The 13,993-nt window shown below is 68.3% G+C and carries 9 protein-coding genes; all 9 read right to left on the bottom strand.

The genetic code is table 11. From position 1 onward, the window contains the following. Positions 1 to 180 precede the first annotated feature (180 nt). The gene (locus QPK31_RS19025; protein WP_290424451.1) at positions 181 to 1,626 is read right to left on the bottom strand and encodes an NAD-dependent succinate-semialdehyde dehydrogenase; all 1,446 of its coding nucleotides are present in this window, start codon (positions 1,624 to 1,626) and stop codon (positions 181 to 183) included. Between the two features lie 84 nt (positions 1,627 to 1,710). Beyond that, entirely contained in the window at positions 1,711 to 3,375 is a 1,665-nt protein-coding gene (locus QPK31_RS19020; RefSeq protein ID WP_290424450.1) for a mechanosensitive ion channel family protein, read from the bottom strand. A gap of 37 nt (positions 3,376 to 3,412) precedes the next feature. Continuing rightward, a complete protein-coding gene (locus QPK31_RS19015) occupies positions 3,413 to 5,245 on the bottom strand; it encodes an amidohydrolase (protein WP_290424449.1) in 1,833 nt (610 codons plus the stop codon). Then, positions 5,242 to 6,843: an NAD(P)/FAD-dependent oxidoreductase gene (locus tag QPK31_RS19010; RefSeq protein ID WP_290424448.1), complete on the bottom strand. Its 1,602-nt coding sequence runs from the start codon at positions 6,841 to 6,843 to the stop codon at positions 5,242 to 5,244. Before QPK31_RS19010 ends, QPK31_RS19015 begins: the two co-directional genes overlap by 4 nt. 127 nt (positions 6,844 to 6,970) lie before the next feature. Then, positions 6,971 to 7,291: a hypothetical protein gene (locus QPK31_RS19005; RefSeq protein ID WP_290424447.1), complete on the bottom strand. Its 321-nt coding sequence runs from the start codon at positions 7,289 to 7,291 to the stop codon at positions 6,971 to 6,973. Between the two features lie 165 nt (positions 7,292 to 7,456). After that, positions 7,457 to 10,015: a prolyl oligopeptidase family serine peptidase gene (locus tag QPK31_RS19000; protein ID WP_290424446.1), complete on the bottom strand. Its 2,559-nt coding sequence runs from the start codon at positions 10,013 to 10,015 to the stop codon at positions 7,457 to 7,459. Between the two features lie 158 nt (positions 10,016 to 10,173). Beyond that, the gene (locus QPK31_RS18995; RefSeq protein WP_290424445.1) at positions 10,174 to 11,538 is read right to left on the bottom strand and encodes a DUF3526 domain-containing protein; all 1,365 of its coding nucleotides are present in this window, start codon (positions 11,536 to 11,538) and stop codon (positions 10,174 to 10,176) included. Beyond that, positions 11,535 to 13,010 (bottom strand): DUF3526 domain-containing protein, encoded by a 1,476-nt coding sequence (locus tag QPK31_RS18990; RefSeq protein WP_290424444.1) that lies wholly within the window; start codon positions 13,008 to 13,010, stop codon positions 11,535 to 11,537. The genes QPK31_RS18995 and QPK31_RS18990 overlap by 4 nt, the downstream gene beginning before the upstream one ends. Next, entirely contained in the window at positions 13,007 to 13,759 is a 753-nt protein-coding gene (locus QPK31_RS18985) for an ABC transporter ATP-binding protein (RefSeq protein WP_290424443.1), read from the bottom strand. Before QPK31_RS18985 ends, QPK31_RS18990 begins: the two co-directional genes overlap by 4 nt. Positions 13,760 to 13,993: the final 234 nt, after the last annotated feature.

Below are 13,993 nucleotides of genomic sequence, written 5' to 3'. Positions count from 1 at the left end.
ACATCCGTTGCAGAATGCATTCCAGGGCCAGGGTACGCATTTCGATATACAAAAGTAGTACCGCGTGGACTCAGGAGTCCACCCTACCGGCTTTAATTGGCAGCGCCGCACTCTCGGGTACCATGTTCTCTCTCTTGCATTGAAAAAGGCCGGTTCGCACCGGCCTTCGTGACGGACGGCTCAGACGCCGACCATCGATACCGCCTTGGTGTTCAGGTAGGACTCCAGCGCCTCCGGACCGCCTTCCGAACCATAGCCCGAATCCTTGATGCCGCCGAACGGCAGCTCGGCGCTCGGGGTAGCCGGCTGGTTAATCCACAGCATGCCGACTTCGACGCGGTTCATCAGCAGTTGCGCGTTCTTGATCGAGCGCGTGAAGGCATAGCCGGCCAGGCCGTAAGGCAGGCGGTTCGCTTCCGCAATCGCGTCCTCCAGGCTGTCGAAACCACGGATCGCCGCCACCGGGCCGAAAGGCTCGTCGTTGAACACGCTGGCTTCGAGCGGCACGTCGGACAGGATGGTCGGCGAGAAGAAATTGCCGGTCTCGCCGACGCGCTTGCCGCCCAGCGCCAGCGTGGCGCCCTTGGCCTGCGCATCTTCCACCACCTTGGCCATGGCCGTCAGGCGGCGCGCGTTGGCGAGCGGACCCAGGGTCGTGCCTTCCTGCAGGCCGTCGCCCAATTTGAGGCCTTCGGCGTGCTGGACGAAGGCGCGGGTGAATTCGTCCTTGATCGCGTTGTGCACCAGGAAGCGGGTCGGCGAAATGCAGACCTGGCCGGCATTGCGGAACTTGGCGGCGCCGGCGGCCTTCACGGCCAGGGCGACGTCGGCGTCTTCGGCGATGATCACCGGCGCGTGGCCGCCCAGTTCCATCGTGGCGCGCTTCATGTGGGCGCCGGCCAGGGCGGCCAATTGCTTGCCGACCGGGGTCGAGCCGGTGAAGGTGACCTTGCGGATGATCGGGTGCGGGATCAGGTAGCCGGAAATCTCGGCCGGGTCGCCGAACACCAGGCCGACCACGCCCGGCGGCACGCCGGCGTCGACGAAGCACTGCAGCAGCGCGGCCGGCGAGGCCGGGGTTTCTTCCGGCGCCTTGCAGAGGAAGGAGCAGCCGGTGGCCAGCGCGGCCGACAGCTTGCGGACGATCTGGTTGATCGGGAAGTTCCACGGCGTGAAGGCGGCGACCGGGCCGACCGGCTCCTTCAGCACCAGCTGCTGGGCTTTCGGGTTGCGCGACGGGACGATGCGGCCATACACGCGCATGCCTTCGGCGGCGAACCAGTCGATGATCTCGGCGCCGGCCAGGGCCTCGCCCTTGGCTTCGACCAGCGGCTTGCCCTGTTCCTGGGTCAGCAGGCGGGCGATGTCGCCGGCGCGTTCGCGCAGCAGGTTGGCGGCGCGGCGCATGGTGGCGGCGCGCTCGGCGGCCGGCACGTCGCGCCAGGTCTCGAAGCCTTTCTGGGCGGCGGCCAGGGCGCGGTCCAGGTCGGCGATCGATGCATGCGCCACCGTGCCGATTTCCTGTCCCGTGGCCGGGTTCAGTACCGGGATGGTCTTGCCGCCGGTGGCGTCAATCCACTCGTTGGCGATGAGGAGGCGGGTGTCGGGATAGCTGGACGTGGTCATGGCGAGTCGATCCTGTGTTGGGTGAGACGGACATGATAACCGCTACACGCGCAGCGTGCAGCGGCATCCGCAACCCGGCCTTTCTTACCGTCCGGGACGCTCGTCCTTCTCCAGGCGCGGCGCCGGCCCGCCCTCTTCCTTCCCGTCCTCCTTGCGCTCGTCTTCCCCCGGGCCATCGCCCTGGAACAGGACGGTCTGGCTCGGATAGGCCAGGCGGATGCCTGCCGCTTCCAGCCGCGCGTAGATCGTGAGCAGCAGATGTTCGCGCACCACCACCTGGACGTCGAACTCGGGCGTGTCGATATACGAGAAGATGTCGATGTTGAACGCGCGGTCGGTGATGCCGCCCAGGCGTGCCCGATGGCCTTCGGCGATCTTTTCTTCTTCCGCCAGCACGCCGCGTACGATGGTCAGCGCCTCCTGCAGCTTGGCCGACGGCGTCGCGTAGCTCACCGCGATGGTCGGATTGAACAGGAAGCGGTCGCGCGCCGCGAAGTTCTCGATCTGGCGCGCCGACAAATCGCCGTTCGGGATGGTGACGACCGTGCGCTCCAGGGTGCGGATGCGGGTCGAGCGGATGCCGACGTCCTCCACGGTGCCGACCACGTCGCCGACCTTGATGAAGTCGCCCACCTGCAGCGGGCGGTCGGCGATCACGGTCACGCTGCCGACCAGGTTTTCCACGGTCTTCTGGGCGCCCAGCGCCAGCGCGATACCGCCGATACCGAGGGCCGCGATCCCGGTGGTGACGTCGATGCCGAAGGTGTCGAGGATGCCGATGCCGGAAAAGACCAGCAACAGGATCTTGACGGTGCGGCGCAGCAGCGTGACCACCGAAACGATCTGGCGCCGCTGGCGCCGCTGCATGCGCGCAATCACCAGCTCGGCCACCGCGTCGACCAGGCGCAGCCCGAACCAGACCAGGGCGATGACGGTGACGATGCCGGTATAGCGCAGCAGGGTCTGGCGCGCGACGATGGCCACCGGCAGGCGCTCGGCCCAGGTATAGAAGATGGCCACCGCCAGCAGCAGGCTGGCCGGTGGCAGCGCCGCCTCGAAGAAGCGGTAGATGCCGCTGGCCGCGGAATCGGCCACCAGGCGGCGCATCGCGGCCACCACCAGGGCCGACACCAGCCACAGGCCGCCGAAGATCATCACGCCCAGCCCGATCAGCAGGCCCCAGTCCTTCAGCGGCGCGCCGGCGACCAGGTACTCGTCCTGGGACGCCGTCTCGGCCACCGGGGCGCGCTTGGTCGCGGCCGCGATCTGGCCCAGCGTGGCCGACGAGATGCGCCAGACCTGCTGGCCGTCGACTTCGGAGCGGGTGATCAGGATCGGGGTCTTCTTGTCCTGCACCGTGACCTCGCCGACGTTTTCCTGGTCGAGCGGCAGGTCGTCGTCGACCCGCCCGCTGGCCTGGTTCGACAGGGTGGCAAAGGCTTTCAGCGAGCCGCCATTGTCGAGCAGCGAATGAAAGGCGCGCGCCTGGCTGACCGCGCTCATGCGCTGGCGGCTGCTGGTGGCCGTCGGCAGCTCGAAGTACTGGGCGGCGCGGTCGTAATCGAGTTCGGCCAGGGCTTCGATCAGGCCCGAGACCATCGAGCGCGGCGTTTCGCGGCGCAGCGGATCGGGGTGGGTTTCCTCGGCGGCCGGCGCCTCGGTATCGGGTGCGGCGGGCAAGGCCTGGGCCGGACCGGCGAGTGTGAGAACAAACAGGAAGAGGATGGTGAAGAAAGGACGAAAGCGCAAAACGGCTCCTTGGTATCGAGTGAGCTGAACGCAAAGTCTAGCATCCGATCACACAGCCCCCCGCACCGTTGCCGGAGCGCGCCGGCTTGCGCCGCACCTGCCCGGACTCGTACACGACCTTGCCGCCGACCACGGTTTGCAGCACTGTCACGTTGGCGATGTCCTCGTCGGGGATGCCGAACACGTTGCGGTCGAGGACGACCAGGTCGGCCAGCTTGCCCACCTCCAGCGAGCCGGTGGACGCTTCCTGGCGCAGCGTCCAGGCCGCGTCGATGGTGGCCGCGCGCAGGGCGGCGGCGCGCGTCATGCCCGGCTGCGCGGTCAGGCGGCCGGCGTACTCGGGGCCGGCGTCGGGCGCGGCGGTGCGCGTCACCGCCACCTTCAGCGCAAACCAGAGGTCGAGCGGATCGACCGGCCAGTCGCTGCCGTAGGCGATGCGGGCGCCGGCGTTCTTCAGCACCGCCTGCGGTTCGACGCCGGCATAGCGCGCCGGCCCCAGGTAATCTTTCAGCGCGCCGACCGTGTCCGGCGCCGGCTTGGCCCACTGGAAGGACAGTACCGGCGTGACGTCCAGTTGCGCGAAACGCCGGTAGTCGGCAGGGTCGACGATCTCGGCGTGGGCCAGCGCCGGCCGTATGCGCTTGCCTTCCCCGGTGGCGCGCAGGCTGGCGATGGCATCGAGCGATTCGCGTACCGCGCGGTCGCCGTCGGCGTGGATGTGCGGGTCGATGCTGTTCCTGGCTAGTTCGCGCAGCGTGCTGCGCAGGGCTTGCGCCGAGAAGTAGCCTGCCGGTCCCTTGCTGGGGCCGGGGCGCCAGTCCGGCTGCTCGTCGCTGCCCGCGTTCACCAGGTAAGGCGCCAGCATGGCGCCGGTGAATGCGGGCGCCGCGATCACGCCATCCATGAACAGCTTGGCGTGGCGCACCTGCATCGACGGCGCCGCCCGCGTCGGCCCCTGGTCGAACCGGCGCTGCTGCCGCAGCAGCTCGGCGACGGCAGCCTGCGGCGTGGTGCCCTTGTCGAGGTCGATCAGCACGGCGAAATGGGCACGCGCGGTGAGCTTGCCGCGGCGCTGCAGCGCGTTGAAGGCCGTCATCGTCTCCGGGTCGGTCCAGGCGTCGAGGAAGCTGGTGATGCCCTGGCGGCGCATCGCCTTCAAGGCGGCGCTGGAGGCGGCCAGGTTTTCCTTCGCATTCAAGGCAGGAATGAAGCGCATTGCCAGGTCCTGGGCCGCGTCTTCCAGCAGGCCGGTCGCGTCGCCATGCGCATCGCGCACGATCTTGCCGCCGGTCGGATCCGGCGTAGCGCGGCGGATGCCGGCCAGCGCGATGGCGCGCGAATTCAGCTGCACCGAGTGGCCGAACGAGGAGCGCACGATCACCGGACGCGTGGTCTTGAGCGCATCGAGTGTGGCGGCAGTCGTTCCCACGCCGTCGGGCTGCATGCCTTGCTGGAACCAGTTCACCACCAGCAGCGGGCGGTCCGAAGCGGCGTGCTTGTCGCGATCGATGCAGGCCTGGATGCGCGCCTGGAACTGCGGCACCGTGAGGCGTGCGTAATCCAGGCTGCAGTTGAGCAGGCGGCTGCCGCCGGATTGCGGATGCATGTGGGCGTCGACCAGGCCGGGCATCAGCATGCGGCCGTGCAGGTCGATGACGCGGGTCCGCTTGCCGACCAGGGCCTGAACGCCGGCATTTGCGCCGACATACACGATCCGCCCGGCGCGCACGGCCAATGCCTGCTGCACGCTGTCCCGCGCGTCGACGGTATGGACGTAGCCGTTGCGGTAGACCAGGTCGGCGGCCGGGGCGGATGCATTCGCTGCCGCAGTGGCCAGCAGCAGCACGGCAAGGACGCAGGCCCTGCTCATGCGAAGCGCCTGCGCACGTCGCGCAGCACCTCGCGCGCGGCGTTGTGCCCCGGCGCACCGGTGACGCCGCCGCCGGGATGGGTGCCGGCGCCGCAGGTGTACAGGCCGGGAATCGGGCCGCGGTAGTCGGCGTGGCCCAGCATCGGCCGCGCCGCGAACAACTGGTCGAGCCCGAGCGCGCCGTGGAAGATGTCGCCGCCGACCAGGCCGAAGGTGCGTTCCAGGTCGAGCGGGCTCATGATCTGGCGGCCGAGCACCGAGCGCTTGAAGTTCGCCGCCCAGCGGTCGACCGTGGCGATCATCAGGTCGGCCACCTCTTCGCGGTGATCGTCCCAGCTGGCGCCATCCGGCAGCGTGGGCGCGACGTGCTGGCAGAACAGGCTGGCCACGTGCTGGCCGGGCGGCGCCAGGCTTGGATCGAGCGTGGACGGGATCAACATCTCGACGATGGGCTGGCCCGACCAGCCGCTGGCGCGCGCCTCGTGGTAGGCGCGCTCCATGTAAGCCAGGCTGGGCGCGATGATGATGCCGCTGCCGTGGTGTTCGGCCGCCTCCTTGCCGGGCAGGCAGGTAAAACTCGGGAGTTCGGACAGCGCCACGTTCATGCGGAAGGTGCCGGAACCGCAGCGCCAGGACTGCATCCGGCGCAGGAAGTCGCCCGGCAGCGCGCCGGGATCGACCAGCTTCGTGTACAGCAGGCGCGGATTCAGGTTGGAGACGACCCGGCGCGCGTTAAAGCGTTCGCCTTTGCTCGACACCACGCCGGCCACGCGGCCCCCCTCCAGCAGCACCTCGCGCACGCCCTCGTCCAGGCGGATCTCCACACCGAGCGCCTGCACCGCCTTTGCCATTGCCTGGGTGATGGCGCCCATGCCGCCGACCGCATGGCCCCAGGCGCCCTTCTTGCCGTTGACTTCACCGAAGACGTGGTGCAGCAGCACGTAGGCCGAGCCGGGCGCGTAGGGACTGGCGTAGTTGCCGACCACGCTGTCGAAGCCGTAGGCCGCCTTGATCGGCGCGCTCTCGAACCAGCCATCGAGGTAGTCGCCGGCCGACTTGGTGAACAGGTCGAGCAGTTCGCGCTGGGTGTCGAGCGAGAGTGCGCGCATGCGGTTGCCCAGCTTGCCGGCCTTGATCAGCTCCGGCAGCGCGGCGAGCCAGCTGCCCTGCACGCGGTTCGGCGGGGTTTGCAGGACCAGCTCGCGCAGCAGGTCGGCGGCGCTATCGAGGTGGCGGGCGTAGTCGTCGAGACGGGCGGCATCGCGCTGCGAAAACTTGGCGACCTCCTGTGCCGTCTTGCCGGCGCCGAGCTTCAGGTAGCGATGGTCGTCGAGCGGCAGGAAGTTCGACAGCGGGCGCTCGACCACGCGCAAGCCGTGCGCGGCCAGGTGCATGTCGCGGATGACCTTGGGGTTGAGCAGGGAGACGGTGTAGGCGGCCACCGAGTTGCGAAAGCCGGGGTGGAATTCCTCGGTGACGGCGGCGCCGCCGACGACCGGGCGCTGTTCGAGCATGGTGACCTTCAGCCCGGCGCGGGCCAGGTAGAAGGCGCAGACCAGGCCGTTGTGGCCGGCTCCGATGATGATGGCGTCGCGCATCCGGTTCCTCCCGAGAAGACAGGGACATTATGCGCCTACGGCAGAGATTTGGAGCGGTTTCGTGCGGCTCTACAGCTGGGGCCGTGTCCGGATGGCAGACTTGACCCCTGTTGTTAAAAACACACGATCAGCTTTCCTGCGGCGCGTCGGCACGCTGCTGCTGTTGGCGCTCCCTCACCATCTCCTTTGTCACCTCGCGCTCGTAGCAGATCGGGGCGTAGCCGCCTTGGCGGCTCCAGGCACTGCGGCCGCCGCAGGCACTGCCGTTGCGGGTGACATTGTACGGGCAGGGACAGCGGCCAGGGTACGCGGCAATCGATTCCTCGATGATCTGCTTCCTGATCTGCTGCTCGGTGCGGGGTGCGCGCTTTTCCGCCGGTTCCGGGAATGCGGCGACGGGAAAAGCCAGCAGAGAAAACAGGCAGATTGTCGAGAAGATGTTCGCCATGGCGGTTGGGATGTGAAAAAGAAAATGGACAGTCCGTCGGCCACTATACCAATATTTTCTATTCGAAAATTCTCACATGTTCACAGACGACACATGCTCGCAAATGAAAAACCGCCCCTCCTGCCAATGGCCGAAGGGGCGGATCGCGTCGATCGGTGCGTGCAATTACGGTTTGGCGGTTGCCGTCGCCGCCCCCGCACCCACCGGTGCATTCTTCACATACTTGTCGAACCAGCGCAGCATCTCGTACACCAGCTGCTCGTTCGACTCGCGCGCCGCGTACCAGTGCGGTTCGTAGGGCAGCATCACCAGGCGCGTGATGCCGCCGTTGCCGCGGATGGCTTCGTACAGCTTGGTCGACTGCAGCGGCGTGGTGCCCGGATTGGCATCGTCGCCGCCGTGCACGATCAAGAGCGGCGTCTTCAGCTTGTCGGCGTAGAAGAAGGTCGACGCCTTGGTGTAGACGTCGGGCGCTTCCCACACCGAGCGGCGCTCGTTCTGGAAGCCGAAAGGCGTGAGCGACTTGTTGTACGAACCGCTGGTCGCCGCGCCGGCCTTGAACAGGGTCGAGTGGGCCAGCAGGTTGGCCGTCATCAGGGCGCCGTGGCTATGGCCGGTCACGCCCACGCGGTCGGGGTCGGTCACGCCCAGGCGCACGGCTTCGTCGACGGCGGCCTTGGCATTCGCCACCAGCTGCTCGGTGTAGGTGTCGTAGGCCTTGCGCGGGTCGCCCACGATCGGGAAGGCGGCGCTGTCGATGATGGCATAGCCCGACAGCAGGAGCAGGCGGTACTGGCGCAGGCGCGTGAAGGTGGCCTGCGAGCCGGTGGTCTGCCCTGCTTTCGAGGCGTCCGCGTAGTCGAGCGGATAGGCGTTCAGAATGGTTGGCAGGCGCGTACCTTCCTTGTAGCCGGGCGGCGTGTACAGCGTGAACGACAAGTCGACGCCGTCGGCGCGCTTGTACTTCACCAGGCGCTTCTTGATCTCGCGTACCTGCGGCGATGGATCAAGCAGATGGGTCAGCGCCACACTCGTCGAGGCGTAGGATGGCTCGCCGGCGGCGGCCGACGTGCCGGCGCCGACCGTGCGCACAAAGGCATTCGGCGTTTCGGCGGCCGACTGGTACCAGGTGAGCAGGCGGCGCGTGTCGTCGTTGGCGAAGCCGATGAACTGCTCGTACGAGCTGGCCGTGCTGCGGTACAGGCGTTCCGCCTTCTGGGTCTTCAGGTCGAATCTGTCCAGGAAAGGACGGTCGCCTTCCGGCGAGGAACCGGCGCCGGACAAATAGATGGTGTCGCCGTCCTGGCGGATCACCGAGAAACCGTTCGCCAGCGTGCGGCGCACCGGCGTCCCCGGATTCGCGTACTTTTCGTCGCTCGACATGTCCCAGACCAGGCGGCGCGTGTCCTGCCCGTTCTGCGCATCGTCGACATTCAGCTGCCAGGTGCGGTACCACTTGCGGTTGACGTCGTAGTCGGACAGCAGGGCCACGCCCGGCTGCTCGCTCCAGGTCAGGCCGGCATAGCGCTGCTCGGTGCGGACGAGTTCCTTTGGCACGTCCTTGAACGGCGCCTTCAGCATCATCAGCTTGTCGCGCTGCGCGGCTTGGGCTTTCGGGTCGCCGCCGTCCAGGGCTTCGGCCCAGACCAGGGTCGCGGCTTCCGTCGGGCGCCAGCTGAAGCTGCGCGGACCGGTCGGCACGCCGCGGTTCGGCACGCGGTCGGCCAGCGGCAGCGCGGCGATGGCGCGCACGACCGGATTCGCGGCCTTGCCCTTGCCCGCTGCCAGGTCCCACACATCGATCGCTTTCGGGAAGCGGTCGAAGGTGGTCACATAGGAGTAAGGCGGACGAATTTCCGTCACGACCGCATGGCGGCCATCCGGCGCCACGTCGAGTTCTTCATACAGGCCGGGCTTGCCGACCGGGGTGATCTTGCCGCTGGCGGCATCGACCAGCGCCAGCTGCGACTTGCCGTAGTGTTCGAACAGGGCTTCGTCGTGGCGGTTGCGCAGGGTGTCGCGGTTCTCGTAGGTGCTGCTCTGGCCGGTGGCGCCGAGCGACTCCTGGATGCCGGGGCCGTCCGACCCGGGCGGCGCGGCAGGCGGCGCCTTTTGCGCGTGCACCAGCTTGACCAGCAGGGTCTTCTGGTCGGGCATCCACTGCACCTGGTCGCCGAACATCTGGTTCAGGCGTACGCCGGGCAGGCGGCGCACCGCGCCGGTATTGGCGTCGCCGATCCACAGTTCGACCGCCTCGTTCGTGATGTTCTCGAAGGCGAAACGCTGGCCGTCGGCGCTCCACAGCGGGCGGCGCGGGCAGGCGCCGGCCGGCAGCTTCACCGCCGTCTGCTTGCCATTGGCCACCTGCACCAGGTCGATCGCGCTGACGCAAGGCGGGATGCCGTAGCCGCCCGGGGTGTCGTGCTGGCTATGGTTGCCCGGCTCGATGCGCACGCCGGCCAGGCGCAGGAAAGGCATGGCGACCTTGGCGATCGACGGGTATTCCTCCATCGTCACCAGCATCAGCTTGTCGCGCTTCGGGCTCAGCGAGGGCGTCGGCGAGGCCGGGGCGCGCATCACGTCGAGGATTTCCTTGGGCGGCTGGTTGTAGGCGCTCGCGGCGGGCGCCGGCGCGGTGGTTGCTGCGGCCGCTGCGGCCGGGATGGCCGTCATGCCGAGGGCCAGCGTGGCCCCGGCCAGGCCGCGTAACAGATGTTGTTGCATGAACCGTTTCTCCGTGCTGTCGAGTTCGTGGAATCACGGAGACGAGATCGTCCACGTGTTCCAGGAACCTTGCCATAAAAGTATTTCCGCAGCAACACTCAAACGCTGCGGGAAAACTTACGATACAAAACTCCAGGCGTTGCCTTCAGGCGCTGCCCTCAGCTGCGGGCAAGGAGGCGCAGGCGCCCCAGGCGGCCGAGCCCCGCCAGCAGCACGGCCAGGGACAACAGCCCGATGCCGGCCAGCCCGGCCCAGGGCAGCGCCGGCTCGGCCACGCGCGGCGCGAACACCGGCCGCTTCGCGTAGTCGTCCTGGCCGAATGGGCGATCCTTGAACAGGTAGCCGTAATAGAAGGTGCGGATCTCGCGGTGGAAGTTCGCGATCCTGTCCTGGTAGGCCAGCTGGGCCGGCAGGTCGGTGCCGGCCAGGCGGTGCAGGATGGCTTGCGCACCGACGCCGGGCAAGAGCCAGCCGAGGCGCCCGGTCCATTGCTGGCGCGCGCCCAGGCCCGCGCGGTAATCGCTTACCTGCCCCGCCACGCTTTCGTCGCCCAGCTGGTGGAAGGCGAAATACCATTTGTAGTGAAAGCCCGCGGGCAGCGGCGCCGTATCCTGCCACTCGGGGTGGCCGGCGAAGAAGCGGCGCATCGTGTCCTCGCGCGGAATCTCCCAGGCGCCATGCACGTCCTGGCGCTGGGCCAGCATCAGGTCGACGCCCTGGTGCACGGGAATCGCGCGCATCAATGCCACGTTGGCCAGCGCCGGCAGCACCAGCGTCAGGACGGCCCAGCTGCCCATCAGCGCGGTCGCATTCGCCACCGACTGCCAGCCGCGTGTGCCGACCAGCAGCGACAGCCCGGTCCAGAACGCGAGATAGGCCGCCGTGACGGCCAGCGCAACAGCCAGGCTTGCAAGCGGCATACCGGCCGCCAGCGCCGCGCCCACCAGCGGCAGGGCCAGGCAGGCGAACACCAGGAATGCACGCAGGCCGACGCGACGGCGCCACAGCTGCGCGCCGCCCGGCAGCGACAGCAGCAGGCGCAGCCTGCCGGACTGGCGTTCGTTCGATACCAGGTCGTGCAGCAGCGCGATCACGAACAGCGGCGCCAGGTAGATCAGGATAAAGGCGTAGTCGAAGCGCCCTGCCAGCGCCAGCTCGGGGTTGAAGGTCTCGCCTTCGTAAAGCTGGGCCTGCAGGCCCAGGGCGCGTATCCGCAGCACATACGGCGCGACGTCGCGCAGGCCGAGCGCCATGAAGGCGGCGTTCGACGGCGCGTCCCAGGTCGTATAAAAGGTGTAGTAGGCGGGCTGGCCGCCGTCCGGGCTGTTCGGGTAGCGCCTGGCCACCGAGGCCACGTCCTGGTCGTTCAGCGGCTGGACGCGCGCGATGGTCTGGCGCTGGCGTTCCACCTCGTGCAGTCCGGACCAGGCGGCAAACGCCGCCAGCGCCAGCAACAGCAGCAGCGCCGCCAGCATCAGGCGCGAGCGCAGGATCAGTTTCAGTTCGAAAGCGATGACGCTCATCGCACGGTCCTCCCGAGGCGGCCGGCAAGATGCCAGGCGAGCAGCGCCAGCGCGGCCAGCCAGGCCAGCAGCACCAGGCCGGCGGGGACGGCGCGGCCCAGCGTGTCGCGCAGCGGCGCCGGTTCGTAATGGAATTCCGGGAAAGCTTCCCAGTGCGAGCGGGACACGCGGTTCTCCTTGTTCGGGTTGGTATCGTCTGCGTAGCGCAGTTCTTCGGCCTGGAGACGGTTCAGGCCCTGCACCAGGTCGTAGCGGTAGCGCTCTCCCTGGTCGAGGAAGCGGCGGTAGCTGGCCAGGTCGGTGTTCGACGCCGCCATCGACAGGCGGCGCAGGGCCAGCGTCGGGCTGAGCCAGCCGAAACCGTCGACGATGGCGTTCTGGCGCGCCTGGCGATCGAAAGCCGCCTCGGCGTAACCGTTGAACAGTTCGGTGGACAGGCGCTCGCCCTCCATGCCGACCAGGCCCTTGTAGTTCACCGGCAGGTCTTCGACGCGCGCCACGCCGTACTGCTTCAGCAGCTTGTCGCGGAAGGCCGAGAACTTCGGATCGTTCGGGTTGTGCGCGTCGCCCAGCGCCAGGTAATCGCGCTGCACATGGATGCCGTCCTCGAAGCGCGTGGTCAAGGCGACCGCCGTATTCGCCATGTCCGGCGCCCAGCGCGGCAGCAGGATCACCACCAGCGCCCACACCGTCAGCAGCACCAGCAAGGCGTCGCGGCCGCGCGCGGCCAGGGTCGAGGCCAGCACCACGACCAGCGCCCACAGCAGCAGCCAGCCGGCATAGCCGGCGCCCAGCACCAGCGCCAGCGGCCAGGGCGTGCCGCCGTCGAGGGTGAACCAGGCCAGCGCCGCCAGGGCCGGCAGCAAGGCCAGCGCGGCAAAGCCGGCCAGCGCCAGCAGCTTGCCCAGCACCAGCTGGCGGCTGCGCACACCCTGGGCCAGCAGGATGCGCAGGGTCCCGCTTTCGCGTTCGCGCGCCACGCCGGCATGGCCGAAGAACACCAGCAGCAGCGGCGCCAGCACCTGCAGCACAAAGGCAGGCGACATCTGGCCGAAGCGCAGCAGCAGCGAGTTCTGGCGCACGTCGCCGAAATTGGCGCTGTTCTGGCGGTGGCCTTCCAGATACAGGGTGTGGCCGGTATAGCCGTCGATGCCGGGATCGAAGGCGGCGAGCGGGTTCAGGGGCCGGAACAGGAAGTGGCCGAAGTGGACCACGCGGTGCGGGTGGCGGTCGGGCTGGGCCTGGAATTCATGGTTGGCGCGGTCCTGGTAGCGCGCGCGTTCGGCATCGGCGTTGCGCTGGTACTCATGGGCGTTGAAGGCCGCCAGCAGGGTCAGGACCATGAGCAGCAGCAGGCCGATGACGGCGGCGCGGTCGCGCAGCAGTGCGCGCCATTCTTCGCGCGCGATTCGCATGATGGCGGGCGCAGCGACGCGGCCGACGGGGGCGGCGACGGAGTGAAGCATGCTCATGCAGCCTGCCCTCCGTAGCGGCGGTGCAGCGCGCGCACGTCGAAGCGTTCGGCGCCGCTGGCGCCCACTTCCTCGCGCAGGCGCCCGCCGTCGAGGAAGCCGATGCGGTCGGCCACGTCGGCGGCGCTGAGCAAATCGTGGGTGACCATCAGGATGCCGGTGCCCTGGGCGCGCAGCTGTTCCAGCAGGCGGTTGAATTCGGCGGTGGCCTGCGGATCGAGGCCGGAAGTCGGTTCGTCGAGCAGCAGCGCCGGCACGCGGCGCATCGAGGCCAGGGCGATCGCCACCTTCTGGCGCATGCCCTTCGAGAAGCCGGCCACGCGGCGGTCGTGCGCAGCGGCGTCGAGACCGGCGGTGCCGAGTGCGGCGCCGATCGCCGCGCGCGATTCGCGCTGGCCGGCAAGTTCCAGCAGGTAGGCGACGTTCTCGCGGGCAGTGAGGTGCTCGTACAGCGCCACATTTTCCGGGATGTAGGCCAGGTAGCGGCGCGCCTCGGCCGGCTGCGCGGCCGGGTCGACGCCATTCACCCGCACCTGGCCCGAGGTCGGCGCCACGAAGCCGAGGAAGAGGCTGAGCGTGGTGGTCTTGCCGGCGCCGTTGGCGCCGAGCAGCGCATAGAGCTCGCCGGGTCGGATCGCCAGGTCGAGCGCGTGCAGGATGGTCTTGTCGCCATAGCCGGCGGCGGCGCCGCGTGCTTCAAGCACAAAGTGGGAGCCGGGGGCGGCGGCTTGTTGTGGATCGGTGGTCAAACGGTTCTCCTGATTGGACGGTGTCGGCTTTCGTGCAATACAATTGCAATACTAATGAGAATGTTATCTCATTAAATGCTGGTGTGCACTAGTTAAGTCGAGAGAAGAGCGCGCAGGCTGAAAGTTAATGCAACTCCCTTGCGTTTACGAATTGCCACGCATATGATGCAAGCCGCTTGCAATAGCAACCGGCTCGTACCGCGCCGGCGGCGGCAGCATTTCCCTTCCCTTACT

Source organism: Massilia sp. YIM B02769 (assembly GCF_030411995.1).
In the GTDB taxonomy this organism is placed as follows: domain Bacteria; phylum Pseudomonadota; class Gammaproteobacteria; order Burkholderiales; family Burkholderiaceae_D; genus Telluria.
Note: the sequence above shows the minus strand (reverse complement) of the source record. Positions and strands in the feature narration are given on the sequence as shown.

Excerpts from the sequence above, each read along its gene's own strand:
- QPK31_RS19010 (WP_290424448.1), bottom strand. The coding sequence starts at position 6,843 with ATGCGCGACGCCATCATCATCGGAGCCGGCCACAACGGCCTGGTCTGC.
- QPK31_RS19005 (WP_290424447.1), bottom strand. The coding sequence starts at position 7,291 with ATGGCGAACATCTTCTCGACAATCTGCCTGTTTTCTCTGCTGGCTTTT.
- QPK31_RS19000 (WP_290424446.1), bottom strand. The coding sequence starts at position 10,015 with ATGCAACAACATCTGTTACGCGGCCTGGCCGGGGCCACGCTGGCCCTC.
- QPK31_RS19025 (WP_290424451.1), bottom strand. The coding sequence starts at position 1,626 with ATGACCACGTCCAGCTATCCCGACACCCGCCTCCTCATCGCCAACGAG.
- QPK31_RS19015 (WP_290424449.1), bottom strand. The coding sequence starts at position 5,245 with ATGAGCAGGGCCTGCGTCCTTGCCGTGCTGCTGCTGGCCACTGCGGCA.
- QPK31_RS18990 (WP_290424444.1), bottom strand. The coding sequence starts at position 13,010 with ATGAGCATGCTTCACTCCGTCGCCGCCCCCGTCGGCCGCGTCGCTGCG.
- QPK31_RS18995 (WP_290424445.1), bottom strand. The coding sequence starts at position 11,538 with ATGAGCGTCATCGCTTTCGAACTGAAACTGATCCTGCGCTCGCGCCTG.